Source organism: Streptomyces sp. NPDC020996, from assembly GCF_040641355.1.
Classification (GTDB): Bacteria; Actinomycetota; Actinomycetes; order Streptomycetales; family Streptomycetaceae; genus Streptomyces.
In genome coordinates, this window is record NZ_JBFADM010000097.1 from 1 (window position 1) to 22,394 (window position 22,394).

At 73.3% G+C, this 22,394-nt stretch carries 18 protein-coding genes; 6 read left to right on the top strand and 12 right to left on the bottom strand.

Annotated features, from left to right (window positions below; translation table 11 throughout):
• Positions 1-401: 401 nt before the first annotated feature.
• Positions 402-1,409 (bottom strand): stage II sporulation protein M, encoded by a 1,008-nt coding sequence (locus AB0G63_RS36805; protein ID WP_360759500.1) that lies wholly within the window; start codon positions 1,407-1,409, stop codon positions 402-404.
• A 125-nt stretch (positions 1,410-1,534) separates the two neighbouring features.
• Between AB0G63_RS36805 and AB0G63_RS36810 the strand changes: the two genes are divergently transcribed.
• A complete protein-coding gene (locus AB0G63_RS36810) occupies positions 1,535-2,614 on the top strand; it encodes an RDD family protein (RefSeq protein ID WP_360759503.1) in 1,080 nt (359 codons plus the stop codon).
• Between the two features lie 12 nt (positions 2,615-2,626).
• On the opposite strand, the gene AB0G63_RS36815 is transcribed toward AB0G63_RS36810, so the two are convergent.
• From AB0G63_RS36815 to AB0G63_RS36850, 8 genes are all read right to left on the bottom strand, one after another.
• Entirely contained in the window at positions 2,627-3,241 is a 615-nt protein-coding gene (locus AB0G63_RS36815) for a hypothetical protein (protein ID WP_360759506.1), read from the bottom strand.
• 182 nt (positions 3,242-3,423) lie between these two features.
• Complete coding sequence (ahcY, locus tag AB0G63_RS36820) at positions 3,424-4,881, bottom strand: adenosylhomocysteinase (RefSeq protein ID WP_360759509.1); 1,458 nt, start codon at positions 4,879-4,881, stop codon at positions 3,424-3,426.
• Between the two features lie 350 nt (positions 4,882-5,231).
• Positions 5,232-6,212, bottom strand: a complete 981-nt coding sequence (locus tag AB0G63_RS36825; protein ID WP_360759512.1) for a cation diffusion facilitator family transporter — start codon at positions 6,210-6,212, stop codon at positions 5,232-5,234.
• 129 nt (positions 6,213-6,341) lie between these two features.
• Positions 6,342-7,493, bottom strand: a complete 1,152-nt coding sequence (gene manA / locus AB0G63_RS36830; protein ID WP_360759515.1) for a mannose-6-phosphate isomerase, class I — start codon at positions 7,491-7,493, stop codon at positions 6,342-6,344.
• Between the two features lie 64 nt (positions 7,494-7,557).
• Positions 7,558-8,685 carry an SIS domain-containing protein gene (locus AB0G63_RS36835; protein ID WP_360759518.1) on the bottom strand — a complete coding sequence of 376 codons (1,128 nt, stop codon included), beginning with the start codon at positions 8,683-8,685 and terminating at the stop codon, positions 7,558-7,560.
• 26 nt (positions 8,686-8,711) lie between these two features.
• A complete protein-coding gene (locus AB0G63_RS36840; RefSeq protein WP_159666488.1) occupies positions 8,712-8,882 on the bottom strand; it encodes a Trm112 family protein in 171 nt (56 codons plus the stop codon).
• A gap of 220 nt (positions 8,883-9,102) precedes the next feature.
• A complete protein-coding gene (locus tag AB0G63_RS36845) occupies positions 9,103-10,467 on the bottom strand; it encodes a phosphomannomutase/phosphoglucomutase (RefSeq protein ID WP_360759521.1) in 1,365 nt (454 codons plus the stop codon).
• A gap of 216 nt (positions 10,468-10,683) precedes the next feature.
• Positions 10,684-11,106 carry a DUF3499 domain-containing protein gene (locus AB0G63_RS36850; RefSeq protein ID WP_324783104.1) on the bottom strand — a complete coding sequence of 141 codons (423 nt, stop codon included), beginning with the start codon at positions 11,104-11,106 and terminating at the stop codon, positions 10,684-10,686.
• A 293-nt stretch (positions 11,107-11,399) separates the two neighbouring features.
• Between AB0G63_RS36850 and AB0G63_RS36855 the strand changes: the two genes are divergently transcribed.
• On the top strand, positions 11,400-11,849 hold the full coding sequence (locus AB0G63_RS36855; protein ID WP_360759541.1) for a metallopeptidase family protein: 450 nt from the start codon (positions 11,400-11,402) through the stop codon (positions 11,847-11,849).
• A gap of 83 nt (positions 11,850-11,932) precedes the next feature.
• Here the strand turns inward: AB0G63_RS36855 and AB0G63_RS36860 are convergent, their stop codons facing one another.
• The 3 genes from AB0G63_RS36860 to AB0G63_RS36870 all read right to left on the bottom strand — a co-directional run bounded on the left by AB0G63_RS36860 (position 11,933) and on the right by AB0G63_RS36870 (position 17,679).
• A complete protein-coding gene (locus AB0G63_RS36860) occupies positions 11,933-13,471 on the bottom strand; it encodes a DUF5719 family protein (protein ID WP_360759524.1) in 1,539 nt (512 codons plus the stop codon).
• Positions 13,468-17,205 carry a glycosyltransferase family 2 protein gene (locus AB0G63_RS36865; RefSeq protein WP_360759527.1) on the bottom strand — a complete coding sequence of 1,246 codons (3,738 nt, stop codon included), beginning with the start codon at positions 17,203-17,205 and terminating at the stop codon, positions 13,468-13,470. The genes AB0G63_RS36860 and AB0G63_RS36865 overlap by 4 nt, the downstream gene beginning before the upstream one ends.
• Positions 17,206-17,415: 210 nt before the next feature.
• On the bottom strand, positions 17,416-17,679 hold the full coding sequence (locus AB0G63_RS36870; RefSeq protein ID WP_003975777.1) for a WhiB family transcriptional regulator: 264 nt from the start codon (positions 17,677-17,679) through the stop codon (positions 17,416-17,418).
• A gap of 659 nt (positions 17,680-18,338) precedes the next feature.
• Here AB0G63_RS36870 and AB0G63_RS36875 point away from each other — a divergent pair.
• The 4 genes from AB0G63_RS36875 to AB0G63_RS36890 all read left to right on the top strand — a co-directional run bounded on the left by AB0G63_RS36875 (position 18,339) and on the right by AB0G63_RS36890 (position 22,359).
• Positions 18,339-18,833 (top strand): cysteine dioxygenase family protein, encoded by a 495-nt coding sequence (locus tag AB0G63_RS36875; RefSeq protein WP_360759530.1) that lies wholly within the window; start codon positions 18,339-18,341, stop codon positions 18,831-18,833.
• Between the two features lie 112 nt (positions 18,834-18,945).
• Entirely contained in the window at positions 18,946-19,905 is a 960-nt protein-coding gene (gene cofD / locus AB0G63_RS36880; protein ID WP_360759533.1) for a 2-phospho-L-lactate transferase, read from the top strand.
• On the top strand, positions 19,902-21,239 hold the full coding sequence (locus tag AB0G63_RS36885; RefSeq protein ID WP_360759536.1) for a coenzyme F420-0:L-glutamate ligase: 1,338 nt from the start codon (positions 19,902-19,904) through the stop codon (positions 21,237-21,239). The genes cofD and AB0G63_RS36885 overlap by 4 nt, the downstream gene beginning before the upstream one ends.
• A 112-nt stretch (positions 21,240-21,351) precedes the next feature.
• Positions 21,352-22,359 (top strand): DNA-3-methyladenine glycosylase 2 family protein, encoded by a 1,008-nt coding sequence (locus tag AB0G63_RS36890; RefSeq protein ID WP_360759538.1) that lies wholly within the window; start codon positions 21,352-21,354, stop codon positions 22,357-22,359.
• The last annotated feature ends 35 nt before the right edge of the window (positions 22,360-22,394 follow it).

Below are 22,394 nucleotides of genomic sequence, written 5' to 3' on the forward strand. Positions count from 1 at the left end.
TCTCAAGGAACGGTCGCTTCCTTTGTACTCACCCTCTCGGGCTTTCCTCCGGGCGCTTCCCTTCGGTCTTGCGTTTCCGACTCTATCAGATCTTTTCTCGATCCGATTTCCTCGGTGCTTTCCAGGTTCCCGCTCTCGCGTTTCCCTTTCCGGCGGTTCCGACTTTATCAGAAGTTTCGCGCCGGACTGACCGGCAACTCTTTTCCGATTCATCGGGGGGAGCTTCTTCGGGATCGGCGATCGAGGATCGCTGCTCCGAGAAGCAGACAGATGTTCACAGCTGCCGACCGAACCAGATCCAGTCCAGGCAACTGCTCAAATCTACCTCCCCACTCACTCCGTGTCAACGGATCTTCGTGGGGCGGAGAAGAGAGTAGCAGCTCGGCGAGCCCCTCCGCACATCAGGCGGCCGTGGGCACCACCGCGCTCCGCTCCGCCTCCTCGACGTCGCCCGTCTCGCCGGCGCGGGCCGCCCGGCCGCCCAGGACGAAGACGTAGGCGAGGAAGGCCAGCTCGGCGGCGATTCCGATGCCGATGCGGGCCCATGTGGGCAGGCCGGAGGGGGTGACGAAGCCTTCGATGGCTCCGGAGACGAAGAGGACGAGTGCGAGGCCGATCGCCATGCCCACCGCGGCGCGTCCCTCCTCCGCGAGGGCTGTGCGCCGGGAACGCGGCCCTGGGTCGATGAGCGTCCAGCCGAGGCGGAGTCCGGTGCCGGCGGCGACGAAGACGGCCGTCAGTTCCAGCAGGCCGTGCGGGAGGACGAGGCCGAGGAAGGTGTCGAGCCTGCCCGCCGAGGACATGAGGCCGAAGCCGACACCGAGGTTGAGCATGTTCTGGAAGAGGATCCAGAGGACCGGCAGGCCGACGAAGACGCCGAGGATCAGGCACTGCGCGGCGGCCCAGGCATTGTTCGTCCACACCTGTGCCGCGAAGGAGGCCGCGGGATGGCTGGAGTAGTAGGTCTCGTACTGGCCGCCGGGCCGGGTGAGGTCCCGCAGCTCGTCGGGGGCCGCGATGGCGGACTGCACCTCGGGGTGCGTGCCGATCCACCAGCCCAGGAGGACGGCGACCGCGGTGGACAGGAGCGCGGTGGGGACCCACCAGCGGCGCGAGCGGTAGACCGCGGCGGGGAAACCGTGGGCCAGGAAACGCGTGACGTCGCTCCAGGAGGCACGTCGGGTGCCTGTCACGGCGCTGCGCGCGCGTGCCACGAGTTGACTGAGCCGGCCGGTCAGCTGCGGGTCGGGAGCGCTGGACTGGATCAGGGAGAGGTGGGTGGCCGTGCGCTGGTAGAGGGCGACGAGTTCGTCGACCTCGGCGCCGCTGAGCCGACGTCGGCGCCTGAGCAGGGTCTCCAGTCGGTCCCACTCCGCCCGGTGGGCGCTGACGAAGACGTCGAGGTCCATCTGTCTGCCTGCTCCTCGGCTGTTCGTCGGTGGTCGTGGGATCAGCTTGTCGTACGGACGCGCGATGTGCGCTCAGCTTGGCAGACTGGCCGTCCACGGGGCAGGCCAGGGGAAGGACGACGGGCGTGAGTGAGCTGGTGACGGGTGAGGCGGTGGCGCTGGAGCTGCGCCCCGCGAGGCTGCCCAGCAGGGTGCCGGCGATACTCCTCGATCTCGCCGTGTACATGGTGGGCTACCTCGTCGTGACCATAGCTCTGGTCGCCGCCACCGCTTCGCTGGACCAAGCGGCGCAGACCGCGGTGTCGATCGCGACGTTCGTTCTGGTGCTGGTGGGCACGCCGATCGCGGTCGAGACGCTCAGCCATGGGCGTTCGCTCGGCAAGATGGCGTGCGGACTGCGGGTGGTCCGGGACGACGGCGGTCCGATCCGGTTCCGGCACGCGCTGGTCCGGGGTGGCATCGGAGTGGTGGAGATCCTGATGACGTTCGGGGTCGTGGCCTGTATCGCCTCCCTGGTGTCGGCTCGGGGACGGCGGCTCGGGGACGTCTTCGCCGGGACCCTCGTCGTGCGGGAACGGGTGCCGGCCGTGCGGACAGGTTCCCTGCCTCCGCCGCCTCCCTGGCTGGCCGGGCGGTTCACGGGGCTGGATCTGTCGGCCGTTCCCGACGGCCTGTGGCTGGCTGTCCGGCAGTACCTGACGCGGATGCACCAACTGGACCCGCAGGTGGGCTGGACCATGGCGGAACGGCTCGCCTCCGACCTCTCGGCCCGCACGGGGGCGCCGGTGCCGCAGGGGGTGCCGGCGGCGGCGTATCTGGCCGCGGTGGTGCAGGAACGGCAGGCCCGGGAGATGCGGCGGACCTTCGCGAACGGTCCTGCGGGCGTGGGCGGGCCGGCTGCCGGCGGACCCGTCGCAGGGGCCTGGCCCGCTCCCGGCACGGCGCGGGCCGCCCACGGTTCGCCGACCGCGTACCAGGCAGCCGCTGGGCCTTGGGCCTTGCCGTCGGGACCCGGAACATCAGAGCCCGGAATGTCGGGTCCCGGAATCTCGGGGCCGGGAGCCTCGGGACCCGGGCCATCGGCGTCCGCCCCGCCACCGGCTCCGGCTCCGTCCGGGGGGCCGGCAGACGGCCGTCCACCGGCCGTGCCGCAGGACGCCGCGCCGGCCGACCGCCCCGCCACCGGGTTCGTGCCGCCTGCGTGATCGCGGCGCTGCTCAGGTGAAGACGGACGGGGGCGATTCGAGGTCCTCCAGCTGGACGCCGGGGGCCGCCAGGACCACGTCCCCGGCGATGTGAACGGCGTGCTGTTCGCCGGTGTCCAGGGCTGTGACCTGGTATTCGTCCACCGTCAGGGGGCCGTTGTCAGTGGCGTGTGCTTCTCTTCTCACCAAGGCCCAGGACTGGTCCACGGTGCGCGGGGCGAGGACGGGGTCCGTGAAGGCGACGAGGCGTACGCGGGTTGCGGAGGCGGAGGGGGTGAGGCGCAGGAGACGAGTGGTCGCGACGAGGAATGCCGGAGAGGTGCCGGTGAAGGCGTGGGCGCGGACGTTGCCTTCGGTGGCCTGGGTTCCGGTGGGGTCGGTGCGGACCCAGGTGACGCCGTCGAGGGCGGCACCGCGGACCTGCCAGCCGGCAGCGTGCAGTTCCAGGCGGAGGGGGCGGCCGAGTTCGTCGAGAGCGAGGTCGACGGAGCCGCCGTGGTCGCCGGCCGGGGTGACGAGCCGGGAGACGTAGCGCCAGCCGGACGGGCCGGGGGCGCACTGGAAGTGTTCTTCTGCGAGGGGGGTGTGATCGTGCGGATCGTGGAGCGAATAGCGGCCGCGGGGCATGGGGGTCCTGGGTCTTGACGGGCTGGTCCGGGTCACGGACGGCCAAAGGGGCAGGCCCCCGACACGGGGGTGCGGGGGCCTGCCTCGGGTGGAGTCGCCACGGCCGGGGGGGCGTGTCAGCGCACCGACACGCTCCTCGGTGACCGCGGCGGTCGCCGTCGGTCGCCCGTACGGCGAGCCGCTCAGTAGCGGTAGTGGTCCGGCTTGTACGGGCCGTCGACCTCGACGCCGATGTAGGAGGCCTGCTCGGGACGCAGCTTGGTCAGCTTCACGCCGAGCGCGTCCAGGTGCAGGCGGGCGACCTTCTCGTCGAGGTGCTTGGGCAGCGTGTAGACGCCGATCGGGTACTCGGACTGCTTGGTGAACAGCTCGATCTGGGCCAGCGTCTGGTCCGCGAACGAGTTGGACATCACGAAGGACGGGTGGCCGGTCGCGTTGCCCAGGTTCAGCAGACGGCCCTCGGACAGCACGATGATCTTCTTGCCGTCCGGGAAGGTCCAGGTGTGGACCTGCGGCTTGACCTCGTCCTTGACGATGCCGGGAACCTTGGCGAGGCCGGCCATGTCGATCTCGTTGTCGAAGTGGCCGATGTTGCCGACGATCGCCTGGTGCTTCATCTTGGCCATGTCGTCGGCCATGATGATGTCCCGGTTGCCGGTCGTGGTGATGAAGATGTCGGCCTTGTCGACGACCTCGTCGAGGGTCGTGACCTGGTAGCCGTCCATGGCCGCCTGGAGCGCGCAGATCGGGTCGATCTCGGTGACGATCACGCGGGCGCCCTGTCCGCGCAGGGACTCCGCGCAGCCCTTGCCCACGTCGCCGTAGCCGCAGACGACCGCGGTCTTGCCGCCGATCAGGACGTCGGTGGCGCGGTTGATGCCGTCGATCAGGGAGTGGCGGCAGCCGTACTTGTTGTCGAACTTCGACTTGGTGACGGCGTCGTTGACGTTGATCGCCGGGAACAGGAGGGTGCCGTCGCGCTGCATCTCGTACAGGCGGTGGACGCCGGTCGTGGTCTCCTCGGTCACGCCGCGGATCTCCGAGGCGAGCTGGGTCCACTTCTGCGAGCCGTCGCTGATGGTGCGGTGCAGGAGCTCGAGGATGACGCGGTGCTCGTCCGACTCGGCGGTGTCGACGGCGGGGACCTTGCCGTCCTTCTCGTACTCGACGCCCTTGTGGACGAGGAGGGTGGCGTCACCACCGTCGTCCAGGATCATGTTCGGACCGCCGGTGGGGGTGTCGGACCAGGTCAGCGCCTGCTCCGTGCACCACCAGTACTCCTCCAGGGTCTCGCCCTTCCAGGCGAAGACCGGGACGCCCTGCGGGTTGTCCGGCGTGCCGTTCGGGCCGACGGCGATGGCGGCGGCCGCGTGGTCCTGGGTGGAGAAGATGTTGCAGGAGGCCCAGCGGACCCGCGCGCCCAGGGCGACCAGGGTCTCGATGAGGACGGCGGTCTGCACGGTCATGTGCAGGGAGCCGGTGATGCGGGCGCCGGCGAGGGGCTGCGCGTCGGCGTACTCCGCGCGGATCGCCATCAGGCCCGGCATCTCGTGTTCGGCGAGGGTGATCTCCTTGCGGCCGAACTCGGCCAGGGACAGGTCGGCGACCTTGAAGTCCTGTCGGTTGTCGACAGTCGTCATTACGAGCTGCTCCTCGGGGTTGGGGCGAGGTGGGTACGTCTGGTCTGCGCGGCGGCGGACACAGGGGTGCCCGAAAGAGGACACAGGCATGCCCGCGTGCGCGCAGCGCAGTCCGTCGGAGGCCCTCTCTCCCTCGGCCGGTCCGTGTCGGGACCGCCCGACCGCCATCAGCAGCGACGTCTGGCTCGGATCCAAGCTACACCGGTGGGCCCGCGCGTCCCCAGTCCACTCGAACACATCACGCCGATCAGGACGCGGCGGGCGAGCCGTGCGGGCGGTGGGATGGGCGCGTCACGGCGACGGGGCCCGCCGGAAGTCCGGCGGGCCCCGTCGTCGTGCGGCGTGGGATGTCAGTGTCCGGCGGGGTGGGGTGCCGGGCCTCCGGGGGTGGCCTCGCGGTCCGGGCCCTTGGCGGCCTCGGCCTCGCTGTAGATGTCCGGTTCGAGGTAGATGACGCGGGCGATCGGGACCGCCGCGCGGACGCGGTCCTCGGCGGCGTTGATGGCGGCGGCGACCTCGGCGGCCGTGTCGTCGTGCTGGACGGCGATCTTTGCGGCGATCAGCAGCTCCTCGGGGCCGAGGTGGAGCGTGCGCATGTGGATGATGCCGGTGACCGTGTCGCCGTCGACGATCGCCTGCTCGATCTTCTTGACCTCTTCCAGGCCCGCTGCCTCGCCGAGCAGCAGCGACTTGGTCTCGCCGGCCAGGACGAGGGCGATCAGGACGAGCAGGACGCCGATGCAGACCGTGCCGATGCCGTCCCAGACGCCGTCGCCGGTGAGCAGGGCCATGCCGACCCCGCCGAGGGCGAGGACCAGGCCGATGAGCGCGCCGAAGTCCTCCAGCAGGACGACGGGCAGCTCGGGCGCCTTGGCACGGCGGATGAACTGCGACCAGGACAGGCCGCCGCGCAGTTCGTTCGACTCCTTGATGGCGGTGCGGAAGGAGAAGCCCTCGGCGATTATCGCGAAGACGAGGACGCCCACCGGCCAGTACCAGTGCTCCAGTTCGTGCGGGTGGCTGATCTTCTCGTAGCCCTCGTAGATGGCGAACATGCCGCCGACGGAGAACAGGACGATGGAGACGAGGAAGGCGTAGATGTACCGCTCGCGGCCGTAGCCGAAGGGGTGTTGCGGAGTCGCCTCGCGCTCGGCCTTCTTGCCGCCGACGAGGAGGAGGAACTGGTTGCCGGAGTCGGCGAGCGAGTGCACGCCCTCGGCGAGCATGGACGAGGAGCCGCTGAAGGCGAACGCCACGAACTTCGATGCCGCGATCGCGAGGTTGGCGCCGAGTGCCGCCACGATCGCCCTGGTGCCGCCTGACGCGCTCATATGTCCGCGTTGTCCCTTCGCCTTTGCCCGTCTGACCCGTTCAGCCCGCAGGCCTTTGCCCGTCCTTTGCCGGTGGGCCATTCTTGCAGCCCGGTCGGTGGACGGCTCGTCAGGTGTCCACAACCGCGGTCATACGATCACAGTGGCCCGGAAGAGCGTGCCCGCTCCGGACACCTCCGCCGTCTCGCCCGCCGGGACGAAGACCGACTGGCCGGGGCCGAGTTCGTGTTCGCCGGCGCGCACGCGGCCTGCCGTGCACAGCAGGATCTGCGGGGTCGCTCGGGTGAGGTCGTGGGCGGCGCCGCCCTCGGGCAGCACGTATCTCGACAGGCGGAACTCGTCGATGGGGGTCTCGTAGACCTCCTCGCCGTCGGGGGAGGCCTCCGGGCGCAGGACGCCGGGGTCGCTCGGCTCGAAGCGGACGATGCGCAGCAGTTCGGGCACGTCGACGTGTTTGGGGGTCAGGCCGCAGCGCAGGACGTTGTCGGAGTTGGCCATGATCTCGACGCCGAGGCCGTCGAGGTAGGCGTGCGGGATGCCCGCGCCGAGGAACAGAGCCTCACCGGGCTGCAGGCGGACGTGGTTGAGCAGCATGGCGGCGATCACGCCCGGGTCGCCCGGGTAGTGGTGGGCGATGTCCGCGTAGGGCGCGTAGGCGCCGCCGAGGCGGGTGCAGGCCGTCGTGGCCTCGGCCACGGTGCGGTGCATCTCCTCGGGATCGGCGGTGAGGACGGCGGTGAGCACCTCGCGCAGGGCCGCGTCCGCGGGGCTGGCGTGCAGCAGGTCGACGTACGGCTTGAGGGCGCCGACGCCGAGGCCGTCGAGCAGATCGGCGGCCTGCAGCGGGTCGCGGAAGCCGCACAGGCCGTGGAACTCGGTGAGCGCGCAGATGAGTTCGGGTTTGTGGTTGGCGTCCTTGTAGTTGCGGTGCGGGGCGTCGGCCGGGACGCCGCGGTGCTCCTCGTCCTCGTACCCCTGTTTGGCCTGGTCGAGGTCGGGGTGGACCTGGAGGGAGAGCGGGGCGCCCGCGGCGAGGATCTTGAGCAGGAAGGGCAGCCGGGGGCCGAACCTGGCCGTGGCCGCCGGGCCGAGTTCCCGCTCGGGGTCCGCGGCGATCACCTCGGCGAGCGTGCCGCGTCCGGTGCGCGAGGGCGCGCCCGGGTGGGCGCCCATCCACATCTCGGCCTGCGGCTCGCCGCTGGGTTCGACGCCGAGCAGTCCGGGAATGGCGGTCGTCGAGCCCCAGGCGTAGGGGCGGATGGTGTTGTCCAGGCGGTCCATGCTGTGTCTCTGTCTCCGTACGTACGCTGCCCAGCGGGCGCTGGCCGGGAGGGGTGGGTCCAGGTCAGGCCCTGGTGGCGAGCGCCAGGTAAACGGCGGCGAAATCCGTGATGGCGATCAGTTCGGCCAGGGTCTCCAGTTCGGCCCCGGGCTCCGGCTCCAGTTCGCTGATCGGCGTGTCGTGGCTGAGGGCCAGGTCACGGGCGCCCGGAGCGGCGGTGAGGCCGCCGATCGGGCGGTCGCGCAGCAGCACCACGCGTGCGTGGAGTGCGGGCGGTTCCTCCACGCGGTCGCGGAAGAAGTCGTCGGGGTCGGCGCTGGCCGCGAGCGGGCCGGCAAGCAGGGCGCTGTGCGCGGCGAGCGCCTCGGGCAGTTCGGCGACGAGCGCGGGGATGCCGGACAGTTCGGCCAGGGCGGCGGCGAACCGGCGGCCGGCGGGTCCGGCCGAGACTCCCTCGGTCCACACCAGCGGCAGCGCGTCGGCGAGTTCGGCGGCGAGCGTCTTGGCGGGGTTGCTGTAGGTCGCGATGGCCGGGCCGCAGCGTTCGGCGACCTGGTCGAGGCGGTCGGCGACCTTCTCCAGGGCGTCCGGCGGGGCGAGGAGCAGGCCGATGCGGTCCAGAAGCGCCAGCAGCGGGGTGAGCAGCGCCCACAGCACGCCGGGGGCGGACGCGGCGAGCGGTTCGTCCTGCTCGTAGGGGGCCACGGCCAGCGGTACGAACAGGCCGTGGGCGCCTGCGACCGCCTCCGCGAGCGGGGTGCCGGCGGGGGCGACCGCGGCGACCGTGCAGCCGCGGCGGTAGGCCGACTCGGCCAGCAGGGCGAGACCCGGTTCGGTGCCGTCCGGGGTGGCGATCAGGAGCAGGTCGACGGAGCCGACCCAGCCGGGCAGTTCCCAGCGCAGGGCGCCTGCGGCGGGGGCGACGCCGGTGGGCGTAAGGCGGGTGACGGGGCTGCCGGGGCCGACGAGCGTGCCGAGGAGGTCGGCGACGGTGGTGGCGGCGGCGCCGGGGCCCGCGATGATCACGGCGCGGGGGCGGCCATCCGGTTTGAGGTCGTTGACGCCGGCCTCGGCGGCGTGCCGGGCGGCGGTGCGGACGCGGGCGCCTGCTTCGGCGGCGCCGCGGAGCAGACCGCGGTGATCGGCCTCCGAGAGTCCCTCGGGGGCGTCGAGCAGCGATTCGTCGAGCATGGCGGCAGCCTCCGATCGCCGGGGGTTTACGCGGGACGGCGCGCTTCGTCGACGAGCAGGACGGGGATGCCGTCGCGGACGGGGTACGCCAGACCGCAGTCCTGGCCGGTGCAGATCAGCTCGTCGTCCTGCTCCTTGAGGGGAGCGTGGCAGGCGGGGCAGGCGAGGATCTCCAGGAGGCCGGCTTCGAGCGGCATGGGGTGTCCCTTCGGGGCCGGGGCGCGTGCGGTTGCCCGCCGCGTGCGTGTGCCGTACGGATGTGCCTGGTCAGCGTACCGCCGGTGGACGGGCGGTGGCGGAGTCGGGCGGCGGTGGTCGGGCTTCGGTTTCCCGAAGGCTCCCGCACCGCCGCCCGGGCGGACTCCGGGCGGACTCCGCACGGACTCCGGGGGGACTCCGCACGGACTCCGGGCGGGGTCAGCCGCGGATGATGGCCAGTACCTCGTCCCGCACCTTCGCCATCGTCTCCTCGTCGCGTGCCTCCGCGTTCAGGCGCAGCAGCGGCTCGGTGTTGGACGGGCGGACGTTGAACCACCAGTCGGCCGAGGAGACGGTCAGGCCGTCGAGGTCGTCCAGTTCGACGTCGTCGGCGCCTTCGTAGGCGGCGCGCACCGCGGCCAGGCGGGCGGCCTGGTCGTCGACCGTGGAGTTGATCTCGCCGGAGCCGGCGTAACGGTCGTACTGGGCGACGAGGTCGGAGAGCGGCCCGTCCTGGCCGCCGAGGGCCGCGAGGACGTGCAGGGCGGCCAGCATGCCCGTGTCGGCGTTCCAGAAGTCCTTGAAGTAGTAGTGCGCGGAGTGCTCGCCGCCGAAGATCGCGCCCGTCCTCGCCATCTCGGCCTTGATGAAGGAGTGGCCGACGCGGGTGCGGATCGGGGTGCCGCCGTTCTCCCGCACCACCTCCGGGACCGACCAGGAGGTGATCAGGTTGTGGATGACCGCGCCGTTGCCGCCGTTCCTGGCGAGTTCCCGGGCGGCGACCAGGGCGGTGATCGCGGACGGCGACACCGGGTCGCCGTTCTGGTCGACGACGAAGCAGCGGTCGGCGTCGCCGTCGAAGGCGAGCCCGAGGTCGGCGGACTCCTCGCGCACCCGCTTCTGCAGGTCCACGAGGTTGGCCGGGTCCAGGGGGTTGGCCTCGTGGTTGGGGAAGGTGCCGTCCAGTTCGAAGTACATCGGGACGACCGTGAGCGGCAGGCCCGCGAGGACCGTGGGCACGGTGTGCCCGCCCATGCCGTTGCCGGCGTCGACGACGACCTTCAGCGGGCGGATGGAGGTCAGGTCCACGAGGGAGCGCAGGTGGGCCGCGTAGTCCCGCAGCGTGTCGCGCCGGGTGACCGTTCCCGGCGTCGGGTCGGGCTCGGGTGCGCCCGACCGCGTCCACTCCTCGACCAGTTCGCGGATCTGCGTCAGGCCCGTGTCCTGGCCGACGGGCGCGGCGCCCGCGCGGCACATCTTGATGCCGTTGTACCGGGCCGGGTTGTGCGAGGCCGTGAACATCGCGCCCGGCAGGCCCAGCGCGCCCGAGGCGTAGTACAGCTGGTCCGTCGAACAGAGGCCGATCTCGGTCACGTCGGCGCCCCGGGCGGCCGCCCCGCGCGCGAAGGCGCCCGACAGGCCGGGCGAGGAGGGGCGCATGTCGTGTCCGGTGACGATCGCCTCGGCCCCGGTCACCTGGACGAAGGCCGCGCCGAAGAGTTCGGCGAGCGACTCGTCCCACTGGTCCGGGACCACTCCGCGTACGTCGTACGCCTTCACGATCTGCGTCAGATCAGCAGTCACGGCCGGCCCTCCAGGAAGTGATGTCGGTCGCCCCAAAACTACCCGGACCGGCCGGCGGGATTTCGTGCGGTGGCGGAAGGGACCCACAGTCGTAACGTCAGGTCAGGGAATCGGCATCGCGGCACGGTTGAGCACGCGGAGGGCGTCACACGGGGCGCGTCACGCCGGGCGGGTCACCCAGCGGAACGTTTCGCGAGATGTCGTGGCGGGGGCCGGTCAGTTGTCCGGCGAGCGCAGCACCCGCAGATGGCCGCGCCGGGCGACCTCCATCGGGTCCGCCCCGCGTGCCCCGCCGCCGGCTCCCGCCGCCCGCTCCTGGGGGCGGGCCGCCTCGCGCACCGCGTTGGCGAGCGCCTCCAGGTCGTCGCCGCTCGGGCGGGCCGGTGCGGAGCCGTCGAGGAGCCGCACGACCTCCCAGCCACGGGGCGCGGTGAGGCGCTCGGAGTGCTCGGCGCACAGGTCGTAGCAGTGGGGTTCGGCGTAGGTCGCGAGCGGGCCGAGGACCGCGGTCGAGTCGGCGTAGACGTACGTCAGCGTCGCGACGGCGGGACGGCCGCAAGCGGTGCGCGAACAGCGACGTACAGGGCTCACGACGTTGGACGGTACCGCACTCTTGAGCGGGCCGCGACGACTCTCCATCAGGTCGCTCCCCCGTGTCGTGCTGTGAAACGCCCCACACCGACGTCCGGGCCGCCCCATTGACCTGCGCCGACGGCCGTCCGGGCGGTGCCCGGAGGCGTCACGCCCGGTCGCCACTCGGGACAAACCCTGTCATTCGTCTTGAGCCCGACGGTCTCGGAGAGATACCGGAGAGATACGGAATCGAGCCCAGCCTTGGCCGGAATGGTCATCCTGCGACATGCCGTGCGAGGCGGCCGTACGCCGCGTGGGGCCGGGCGCGGGATCCCGGCGGGGACTACCCTTCACCAGTGATGGACAACGCCGTACCGCCCCGTGCCGCCGGCCCCGGGCCCCGCCGTCGTGATCGCCACGGCCGGGGCATGCGCGGCCCGATCGCGCCGCCCCAGGTGCCGCTCGCCGCGAGCCGCGCCGACGCGTTCGCGGACCTGGTGCAGGACTCCGTGGAGCGTCTGGAACGGCGGTGGCCGCAATTGGCCGACATCGACTTCGTCGTCCTCGAGGTGCCCCGCCTGGACGGGCCGGGGCAGTCCTACAGCGACGAGGCGGTCCCGCTCGGCGGCACGGTCCCCTCCCGGCAGGGGCGGCCGGCCCGGGTGATCGTCTACCGCCGGCCGGTCGAGATCCGCACGAAGGGCCGGGACGAACGGGCCGCGCTGGTGCACGAGGTCGTGGTCGAACAGGTCGCCGAGCTGCTCGGTCTGACGCCGGAGACGGTGGATCCGCGCTACGGCGAGGACTGAGGCCCCACGCCACGGCGAGGGCTGATCTCCTCACGCCCTCCGCCGCGGTTCTCTTCCCGCCCTTCTGCCCGTCCGCCGCGGACCTACCGCTGCAGTACCGACAGGTCCTCCTCGGCCTCCGGCACCGCGACGGTGCCCCGGTCGTCGGGCAGGATCTGCACGGTGAAGCCGGGCACCCCCTCCTCCGTCGCCGCCAGCGTGCGGGCCGCGTACACCGGGCCGCCGGACAGCGGCTCGACCGTCAGCGCGTACGTGCCCTTCAGGCCGTCGGGGACCGGGGCGTCGATGTCCTGCGTCGTACCGGCCTTGACCGTGAACGTCCGCGACACCGCCGTGCCGCCCTCGCTGCCCGCGGAGGCGGTGACCTTCACGCGCGCGGTGCGGTTCGGCGCCGTGAGGGAGAGGGTCGAGCCCTTGCCGCTGTTGTCGGCGGCGGTCGCGCGCGTGCCGACCTGGCCGGCGGCCGGGATGAACGCCGTCTCCTGCTTGGCGCCCTTGCCGCGCACCACCCGCAGCGCCGCGACGACCGGCGCGGACTGCCCGGTGGGCGTCAGCACCAGCGAGCCGGCCTCGCCGCGGGTGACGTCGCCGAGGTCGACGGCGGTCGTCATGCCCGCCTTCACGTGCAGCGTCTCGTTCCCGGCGGGCGTGATCAGCCCGGACGGGGAGGCGAGCCGTACCTTCAGGTCGGCGTCCGCGTCGCCCGGCGCGAAGGCGATCAGGCGCACCGCCGTGGCGTCCTTCGGGATGCCGGGCAGGACCAGGCTGCCCGCCGGGTCCGTGGCCGCGGCCAGCCAGTCGCCGCCCAGCGTGTCGTCCAGGGCCTGCACGGCGGCGCCGACGCGCCCGCTGCGCACGTTGACGTGCAGGGTGAGGTTGGTCTGCTTCTCGTCGCTGAGCGTGGACAGCAGGATCGGCTCGCTGGAGTGCGGCTGGACCGTGATGCCCTCGCCCACGGCCGACTTCAGGGCGCCGTCCTTGCCGTAGAGCTCGAGGTCGACGACGGCGGCGGAGTCGTCGGGGTTGGTCAGGTGCACGTAGTCGGTGCGGGCGGCGTCCGTGCTCGCGCCCGGGAACCAGAACTCCGTGTCCGGCGCTGTGCAGTTGAGGCCCTGCAGGCCGCGGCCGGCGCCTGCGGCGACCTCCGTGGTCTGCTGCACGGTCCAGCCGGGCGCGAACTTGCCCTCGGCGGTGCCCAGCAGCGCCGGCGCGTCGCCGCCCGAGGTGTCCCCGGTGGCCGGCGTGCCCGGCTTCTCGGGGGCGAGGACCGGCTTGCCGGCCTTCTTCTTGCCGCTGCCGGCAGCCTTGCCGCTGCCGCTCTTGCCGCCCGTGTCGCCCGTCCCGTCGGCCGACTGCTCGGCGGCGGAATCCAGTTCGGCCTTGCCGGTGCTGCCGGTGCCCTTGGTGACGGGCGTGAACGACGTGTACGTCGTGTCGGCGAGGTCGGAGGAGCTGGGCGCCGGGCACAGCAGGCTGGTGCGCTCCACGGGCAGTTCGGCGGCCGCCTTGACGGTGTCCGTGCCCGTCGTGCCGGAGGCCCCGGGTGCGGTGAGCGAGGCGAACCCGGTGACGGCGGCCAGCGCGGCCGCGCCGGCGATCAGGGACAGGGTGGTGCGGTTCACTGCTGACTCCCGTCGGGGCGCTCAGGGGCGTGCGGGTGCTGCTGCGCCGGGTCGTAGGCGGGGTCGTAGCCCTGCTGGTACGACGACGGGTCGTACGCCGGGTCGTACGCCGGCTGCCCCGCGTACGGGTCCGGTGCCGCGTCGCCGTACCCGTACTGGTCGTACTGGTCGTACTGGCCGCCCTGGCCGCCCTGGTACGGGTCCGCCGGGTAGGGCTGGTCGGCCGCATACGTCTGGTCGTACGTGCCCGCCGGGTACTGCTGGGCGCCCTGGTACTGCTCGCCGCCGTACTCGCCGTATCCGGCGCCCGCGTAGGCGGCCTCGTCCCAGTCTCCGTAGGACTGCTGCTGCGGGACGGGCACGGGAGCCTCCTCCGCCGCCGGGAACTCCGGCTCCTGTCCGCCGCCCGTCACCTCGGCGTCGGCTTCGGCCTGGGCGTCGGCCTCGGCGTCGGCTTCGGCCTGGGCGCGCAGGCGGCGGGCGCGGCGGCCCTCGCCCTCGACGGCCTGGGCGGGGACGGCGGCCTCCTCCTCGGGGAGGTCGTCGTCGACGTCGCGGCGCCGGCCGGGCAGGGCGAGGACGACGAGGACGACGGCGAGCGAGCCCTGCGCCCACAGCCAGGCGGTGTGGCCGATCGGGGCGTCGAAGGTGACGTCCAGCCTGCCGCCGGAGGCGGGGAGTTCGAAGCCCTGGGCCCAGCCGTCGACCGTGGTGCGGGTGAGCGGCCTGCCGTCCAGGGTGGCCGTCCAGCCCTCGGCGGCGGTGTCGGCGAGGCGCAGGACGCGCCCGTCGGAACCGGCCGGGACCGTGGTGTGGATCTCGACGGGCCCGGCGGCGACGGGCTGCGGGGTGCCGGAGCCGGAGGCGCTGACGATGGTGGCGCGCGCGACCTCCTGGTCGACCCGCCACAGGGCGCCGCCGTCCTGCTGGCTCAGCCGCGAGAGGCCGGGCGTGGCGTCCAGGACCCGGGTGACCGCGCGGGGCGCGCCCTTGTGGACCAGGACGTAGCGGACGGCGAACTTGCCGAGCTGGTCGGCCTGGTCGGCGCCGGAGCCGGCGACGAGGTTGGCGACGACCTTGTCGAGCCTGCCGTTGCCGTCGCCGGCCGCGGCGAGTTCGGCGTCGCCGAGGCGGGCGCCGGAGCCGCGGACGAGGGTGTAGGCGACGTGGGCCGTGGAGTCGCTGTCCAGCACGAGCGTGCGGGGCTGGTCTCGGGTGCCGCTCTCCTCGGCGACGAACGCGGGCACCTGCACCGGGTCGCGCCGTTCGAGGGGGTCGCCGGCGCCGCGGATCATCCAGCCGGCGGCGGCCACCAGCGGGCCCACGGCGCAGGCGAGCGCGATCAGCGCGGCCACCGGCTGGCGCCAGCCGAAGCTCTGCTCGGCCACCCGGGCGCGGGCACCGTCGGCGCCCAGCAGGGCGGCGGACAGCAGGGCAAGGCCGTAGACCAGGGTGGCGGGGCCGGCCCAGGCCGAGCCGTTGGACAGCGCGGCGAAGACGAGGCCCACCAGGGCGACCGCCCAGGCCGTCCAGATGCCGAACTGCCGCTCGGAGCGCAGCAGGGCGGCCAGCGCGGCCGCCACGATGCCGATCAGCGTCAGCCCGCCTGCCGTGCCCGGCCCGCCGGGGCTCGTGCCGAGCAGGTCGAGCGCGGAGGCGGCCGAGGCGCCGTAGGTGAGGCCGGCCTCCTTGAAGAAGCCGAACGGCAGCAGGGACAGCGACCAGGGCGCGAGCACCAGCAGGGGGGTGCCGAGCTGGGCCAGGAAGCGCAGGGCGTTGGCGATGATGTCGGCGCGGCGCACGGCCAGCACGGCGATGCCGAGGACCAGCGCGACGGGCCACACGATCGGCGTGAACGCGGTGGTGATCGTCAGCAGCAGCGCGTACGCCCAGGTGGCACGCCAACTGCCGCGTGCGCCGGCGGTGTTGGCCAGGCCGGCGGCCGCGACGCCGGCACGGGCGAGGAGCGGCAGCAGCACGGCCAGCACGGCGGTGCCGATGCGGCCGCCGGCGAGCGCGCCGGTGGCCGCGGGCAGGAAGGCGTAGAAGACAGCCGCCCACGCGCGCAGCAGGCGCGACTCGACGAGCGGACGGGAGGCGAAGTACGCGGTGCAGCCGGCCAGCGGTACCGAGCCGACGAGCAGGAAGGTGACCGCGAGCCCGGTCGAGCCGAACAGCGCGGAGGCGAGCAGCGCGACGATCGCGAGGTAGGGCGGCGCGGACGGGGTGCCGCCGGCGCCCACCGGGTGCCAGGCGTCGAGGTAGCGCGACCACAGTTCGCCGGCGTCGGCCGGGGCGGGCAGCAGGGCGCCGCCGGAGAGCGCGCCGCCGCCGAGGAGCGCGCGGCAGGCGGCCAGGGAGACCAGCAGCAGCACCAGGAAGAGCATCGGGCCGGGCTTGCGGGCGATGCGCTTGAGCCGGGCGAACTGCTCGATCTCCAGGAAGTCGGCGTCGTCGCCGCCGGGACCGGACTCGATGCCGCCGCCGTGGCGCCCCGCGCCGGAGCCGGCCTCGGGGTCGGAGCGGCCGACGAGGTCGCCCGCGACCTGTTCGACGGTGGCGCGCACGGTGGCGCCGGGCGGCGGGAACAGCGCCCGCAGTTCGCCCTTGTCGATCTGCGGGGCGCCGCGTCTGCGCCGTCCGGCGATGATCCGCTCGGGCCGCAGCAGGGTGCCCAGCAGGCCGCGGATCTCGTCGAGGGCCTGTCCGGGGACCTTGCCGACGAGGTAGGCGACGGTGCGCACGAGCGTGCCGAGCACCAGGCGCAGCAGCACCCACGGCAGCGCGGCGGTCCGCGCGTTGACGAGGAGGGTGTAGACGGCGCCCGCCTTGTCGACCTTGTGCGGGGAGGCGGCGGTGCGGCCCACGCAGTCGACGGTGCGGCGCTCGCGGGAGGCGGCCTCGGCGTGCCGTACGACGGCGTCGGGGGCGACGAGGACGCGGTGGCCGGCGGCGGTGGCGCGCCAGCACAGGTCGACGTCGTCGCGCATCAGGGGCAGCCGCTTGTCGAAGCCGCCGAGCCGTTCGAAGACGTCGCGGCGCACCAGCATGCCGGCGGTGGACACCGACAGCACTGACCGCACGTGGTCGTGCTGGCCCTGGTCCTGTTCGCGGCGGTCCAGGCCGGTCCAGCGGCGGCCGGAGTTGGCGATGGTGACGCCGACCTCCAGCAGTTGCCGCTTGTCGTACCAGCCGCGCAGTTTGGGGCCGACGACGGCCACGTCGTCGCGGCCGAGTTCCAGTTCGTTGTCCACGACGCGCAGCAGCTGGGCCAGGGCGTCGGGTTCGGGGGCGCAGTCGTCGTGCAGCAGCCACAGCCACTGGACCGGTTCGCCGTGCGGCAGTTCCGGCATGTCGTAGGCGTCGTCGCGCCAGGTGCGCGTGACGGGGTCCCAGCCGCTGGGCCGTTTCAGGTACGGCAGCTCGTCCGGGGTGAGGACGGGCGCGGTGCGGCTCGCCTCTTCGACGGCCTGGCCGAAGCCGGTGCGCCGGGCGAGGTGGAGCACGCGGTCGGCGCCGAGGGCGTCGGTGAGCAGCTGGGCGGAGTCGTCGGCGCTGCCGGTGTCGGCCGCCATGACGCACTGGACGGGGCGCTCCTGGCCGAGCAGCCCGGCGAGCGCGTCGGGGAGCCAGCGGGCGCCGTCGTGGGAGACGAGCACCGCGGTCACCACATGACGCGGGAACTCAGGTGTGGCAGCGTGGTCGTGGGCTGCCGTGTGGCTGTGCACGGACATCGAGGTACGGGCCCCGGTTCGATGGACTGCGGTGGACGCCTGCGGCCCGTGGGGGCGGTGAGGCGTCTCGGACGAGCGACCACACTATCGGCAGAACCAGAAGGGGCGGCGCGGAGCGCCTCGATGAGGGGCGACGGGCGGGCAGCCCGCCGCCTGTGGACAACCGGGGCGACGGGCCGTTCGGTTCGGGTGCGGGCGGGTGCGCCCGGGTCAGACGGCGGCCTTCTTCAGCCTGCGGCGCTCCCGCTCCGACAGGCCGCCCCAGATGCCGAACCGCTCGTCGTTGGCGAGGGCGTACTCGAGGCACTCGGAGCGGACCTCGCAGGCGAGGCAGACCTTCTTGGCCTCACGGGTGGAGCCGCCCTTCTCGGGGAAGAACGACTCGGGGTCGGTCTGGGCGCACAGCGCGCGCTCCTGCCAGCCGAGTTCCTCGTCCGCGTCGTCGACCAGCAGTTGCTGCACCAGCTCGGTCATGTGCGCCCCTCTGTCTTTCGCGTCCCCGTGATGTAGCCGTAACCGATTCCGGCTGAACGACACGAGTGAAATTACAAGTGTGCTGCTCCGGGCGAGTCAAGCCGAGATCTGCTATTGGGCCCCTTATTCACTCTGCGGAACCAAGGCCATGCGGAAAGTGTTCAAATAGGCATAAACCTTGACATGCAGGCGGGCCCGACGGGCCCCCGACCCCGCACACGGGCCTGTATGAGGAAGGACGCCCAGAGCTTCGACCTCGTTCCACGCGCGCCGCGAAGCAAACCGGATCACGTTCGGATCACAGGATCACAACGAGGCCCGGGCACCCGGCGGTGCCCATGTGCCCTGACGGCATTCCGACAAACCCTTCACCTCGCGCATGAACCGGATGAGGTGAAACAGGTCCCACATACCGGGCGTCAGGTTGACAGCGGAGGTGTGAACCGATGTGCTTGTGGGCATGCTCGCGAATCCGGCACTCACCTCGACCCGCACCGCCGGGTCCCACGGTGCTGCCCGCGCTCGCTGTAGCTGTCGCTGTTCCGGCTGTTGAGCCACACCCGCTCCGGCTGTCGGCCGTGTCGTCCGCGACCCGGCTCTCGTTCCCTCTGGCATTCCGGCCTTCCGGCCTTCCTTCACTGAGGAACCCCCGCACTCCTATGAACAGCGACAGCGACCTCCAGATCGCCGGCGACATCCTCGAAGTCCCCCACCTGCTGCAGCCCCCGCGCGAGCACCCGGCCACCGTCGCCGACTTCGTCGGCCTGGCCCGCTCCATCGCCGCCGACCGCTCCCAGTGGGAGCACCTCGTCCGGTACGACGCCACCACGCGCTGGTACCACCGGCTGCGCACCGGACCGGGCTACGAGGTGTGGCTGCTGTCCTGGGTGCCGGGGCAGGGCAGCGGGCTGCACGACCACGGCCGCTCCTCCGGCGTGCTGACGCTGCTGGAGGGCACGCTGACCGAACGGACCGAGCGCGGCACGCGCGCGCTGCGGGCCGGTGCCCAGCGCGTGTTCGCCCCGGGCTACGTGCACGAGGTCGTCAACGACGCGCTGGAGCCGGCGGTCAGCCTGCACGTGTACTACCCGGGACTGACCGAGATGCCCATGCACACCTCCGCGGCCTGCGAGGCGCGTCCGGTGACCGCCTGACCCGTGGTCGCGCCCGCCCGCGGGACCGGCCGGCCCGTCACCGGTCCGACCACCCGGCCCCGGCACCCGGCACCCGGCACCGAGTCGGCCCGGCGGCTGACACACTGTTTTCATGCGCATTGTGGTTCTGGCAGGCGGCATCGGCGGTGCCCGGTTCCTGCGCGGCCTGAAGAAGGCCGCACCGGACGCGGACATCACCGTCATCGGCAACACCGGGGACGACATCCACCTCTTCGGGCTGAAGGTCTGCCCGGACCTCGACACGGTGATGTACACGCTCGGCGGCGGCATCAACGAGGAGCAGGGGTGGGGGCGGGCCGACGAGACCTTCCACCTCAAGGAGGACCTCGCGGCGTACGGCGTGGGGCCGGAGTGGTTCGGGCTCGGCGACCGGGACTTCGCCACGCACATCGTGCGGACGCAGATGCTCGGCGCCGGATATCCGCTGAGCGCGGTGACCGAAGCGCTGTGCGAACGGTGGCAGCCCGGCGTGCGGCTGATCCCCATGACCGACGACCGCGTCGAGACGCACGTCGCCGTGGAGATCGACGGCGAGCGCAAGGCGATCCACTTCCAGGAGTACTGGGTGCGGCTGCGGGCCTCGGTCCCGGCGGAGGCGGTCGTCCCGGTCGGCGCCGAGCAGGCCAAGCCCGCGCCGGGCGTCCTGGAGGCGATCGCGGAGGCGGACGTCGTGCTGTTCCCGCCGTCGAACCCGGTCGTCTCGATCGGCACGATCCTCGCCGTGCCCGGCATCCGCGAGGCGATCGCCGACGCGGGGGTGCCCGTGGTCGGCCTCTCCCCCATCGTCGGGGACGCGCCCGTGCGCGGCATGGCCGACAAGGTCCTCGCCGCGGTGGGCGTGGAGTCCACGGCCGCCGCGGTGGCCGAGCACTACGGCTCCGGCATGCTGGACGGCTGGCTCGTCGACACCGTGGACGCCGGCGCGGTGGACCGCGTGGAGGCGGCCGGCATCCGGTGCCGGGCGGTGCCGCTGATGATGACCGACCTCGACGCGAGCGCGCGGATGGCCCGAGAGGCGCTCGCCCTGGCGGAGGAGGTGCGGGGGGCGTGAGCGAGACACCCGCCGACGGTTACCGGGTCTGGGCGGTGCCCGGACTGCCCGAGGTCGCCCCCGGCGACGACCTCGCCAAGCTGATCGCCGCCGCCGAGCCCGGCCTGGCCGACGGCGACGTACTGCTCGTCACTTCGAAGATCGTGTCCAAGGCGGAGGGCCGCGTGGTCGAGGCGGCCGACCGGGAGGCCGCCATCGACGCCGAGACGGTCCGGGTGGTGGCGCGGCGCGGGCCGCTGCGCATCGTGGAGAACCGGCAGGGCCTGGTCATGGCCGCCGCCGGGGTCGACGCCTCCAACACCCCCGCCGGGACGGTGCTGCTGCTGCCCGAGGACCCGGACGCCTCCGCGCGCGCGATCCGCGCGGGGCTGCGCGCCGCCCTCGGCGTCGACGTCGGCGTCCTGGTCACCGACACCTTCGGGCGGCCCTGGCGCTCGGGGCTGACGGACGTCGCCATCGGCGCCGCCGGCGTGCGCGTGCTGGACGACCTGCGCGGCGGCACGGACGCCCACGGCAATCCGCTGAGCGCCACCGTCGTCGCCACGGCCGACGAACTGGCCGCCGCGGGCGACCTGGTCAAGGGCAAGGCCGCCGGGCGGCCCGTCGCCGTCGTGCGCGGGCTGGCACACCTGGTCGGCGGCGACGCCGTGGCCTCCGGGGACGACGAGGAGCACGGAGAGGGCGCGCGGGCCATGGTGCGCGACGCGCGCGACGACATGTTCCGGCTGGGCACCTCCGAGGCGGTACGGCTGGCGGTCACCCAGCGCCGTACCGTGCGGGCCTTCACCGACGAGCCCGTCGACCCCGGTGCCGTGCGGCGGGCGGTGGCCGCGGCGGTGACCGCGCCGGCGCCGCACCACACCACGCCGTGGCGGTTCGTGCTGCTGGAGTCCGAGGAGTCGCGGACGCGGCTGCTGGACGCGATGCGCGACGCCTGGATCGCCGACCTGCGGCGCGACGGCAAGACCGAGGAATCCATCGCCAAGCGGGTCCGCCGCGGGGACGTGCTGCGCAACGCGCCGTACCTGGTGGTGCCGTGCCTGGTGGCGGACGGGGCGCACAGCTACGGCGACGCGCGGCGGGACGGCGCCGAGCGGGAGATGTTCGTCGTCGCCGCCGGCGCGGGCGTGCAGAACCTCCTGGTCGCGCTGGCCGGGGAGCGGCTGGGGTCGGCGTGGGTGTCGTCGACGATGTTCTGCCGGGACGTCGTGCGCGAGGTGCTGGGCCTGCCCGGGGACTGGGACCCGATGGGGGCGGTGGCGGTCGGGCATCCGGCCGAGGAGCCGCGGCCCCGGCCGGAGCGGGACGCGGAGGCGTTCATCGAGGTGCGGTGAGGCGTTCGGCGAGATGCCTGCGGGCCGTCCGGGTGCGTCTGCGGGGTGCGGTACGGGCCTCCCGGGTGCGTCTACCCTCATAGGGCCCCTCCGACATCCCGGGACTTCATTCGTGGCAGGACGTTTCGCTCCCCGGCCCACGCGTACGACGGTGCGCGGCGGGCATGTCGCCGTGCCCGCGCCGACCGGGGCGCCGCGCCCCGCCGCCGCGGGGCGGGTGCGGACGGTGGTGCCGGACGGGCCGCTGGACCTCGGCCTGGTGCTGGGGCCGCTGCGGCGCGGGCCGGCCGATCCGACGTTCCGGGCGATGCCCGACGGGTCCGTGTGGCGGGCCACTCTGACCCCGGCCGGGCCGGGGACGCTGCGGGTGACCGCGCACGCCGGCGAGGTGCGCGGGGAGGCGTGGGGTCCGGGGGCCGAGTGGCTGCTGGAGCAGTTGCCGCAGCTGCTCGGGGCCGCGGACGACCCGGACGCCTTCGCGCCCCGGCACCGCGTGGTGGCCCTGGCGCGGCACCGGCGGCCGGGGCTGCGGCTGACGCGGACCGGGCTGGTGCTGGAGTCGCTGATCCCGTCGGTCCTGGAGCAGAAGGTCACCACCGACGAGGCGTACCGGGCCTGGCGGCTGCTGGTGCGCAAGTACGGCGAGCCGGCGCCGGGGCCCGCGGCGGGCGGCCGGCTGTGGGTGATGCCGGCGCCGCGGACGTGGGCGCTGATCCCGTCCTGGGAGTGGCACCGCGCCGGGGTCGACAACAAGCGGGCGTCGACGATCCTGCGGGCCGTGCGGGTCGCCGCGCGGCTGGAGGAGGCGGCCGGGATGGCGCCGGAGGCCGCGCGGGCCCGGCTGGAGGCCGTGCCGGGGATCGGGCCGTGGACGTCGGCGGAGACGGTGCAGCGCAGCCACGGGGCGCCGGACGCGGTGACCGTGGGGGACCTGCACCTGCCGGGCATCGTGGGGTGGGCGCTGGCCGGGAACCGGGACGCGGACGACTCCGTGATGCTGGAGCTGCTCCAGCCGTACGCGGGGCAGCGGCACCGGGCGGCCCGGCTGATCCTGCTGAGCGGGCGGACACCGCCGAGGCGGGCGCCGCGGATGCCGCGGGGGGACATCGGGAGGCTGTGACGCGGACTGCGCCCGTGTCACAGCCTCCCGGTGCG

Excerpts from the sequence above, each read along its gene's own strand:
- AB0G63_RS36870 (WP_003975777.1), bottom strand. The coding sequence starts at position 17,679 with ATGACCGAGCTGGTGCAGCAACTGCTGGTCGACGACGCGGACGAGGAA.
- AB0G63_RS36835 (WP_360759518.1), bottom strand. The coding sequence starts at position 8,685 with ATGCTCGACGAATCGCTGCTCGACGCCCCCGAGGGACTCTCGGAGGCC.
- AB0G63_RS36840 (WP_159666488.1), bottom strand. The coding sequence starts at position 8,882 with ATGCCGCTCGAAGCCGGCCTCCTGGAGATCCTCGCCTGCCCCGCCTGC.
- AB0G63_RS36875 (WP_360759530.1), top strand. The coding sequence starts at position 18,339 with ATGAACAGCGACAGCGACCTCCAGATCGCCGGCGACATCCTCGAAGTC.
- AB0G63_RS36815 (WP_360759506.1), bottom strand. The coding sequence starts at position 3,241 with ATGCCCCGCGGCCGCTATTCGCTCCACGATCCGCACGATCACACCCCC.
- AB0G63_RS36825 (WP_360759512.1), bottom strand. The coding sequence starts at position 6,212 with ATGAGCGCGTCAGGCGGCACCAGGGCGATCGTGGCGGCACTCGGCGCC.
- AB0G63_RS36865 (WP_360759527.1), bottom strand. The coding sequence starts at position 17,205 with ATGTCCGTGCACAGCCACACGGCAGCCCACGACCACGCTGCCACACCT.
- cofD (WP_360759533.1), top strand. The coding sequence starts at position 18,946 with ATGCGCATTGTGGTTCTGGCAGGCGGCATCGGCGGTGCCCGGTTCCTG.
- ahcY (WP_360759509.1), bottom strand. The coding sequence starts at position 4,881 with ATGACGACTGTCGACAACCGACAGGACTTCAAGGTCGCCGACCTGTCC.
- AB0G63_RS36850 (WP_324783104.1), bottom strand. The coding sequence starts at position 11,106 with ATGGAGAGTCGTCGCGGCCCGCTCAAGAGTGCGGTACCGTCCAACGTC.
- AB0G63_RS36855 (WP_360759541.1), top strand. The coding sequence starts at position 11,400 with ATGGACAACGCCGTACCGCCCCGTGCCGCCGGCCCCGGGCCCCGCCGT.
- manA (WP_360759515.1), bottom strand. The coding sequence starts at position 7,493 with ATGGACCGCCTGGACAACACCATCCGCCCCTACGCCTGGGGCTCGACG.
- AB0G63_RS36805 (WP_360759500.1), bottom strand. The coding sequence starts at position 1,409 with ATGGACCTCGACGTCTTCGTCAGCGCCCACCGGGCGGAGTGGGACCGA.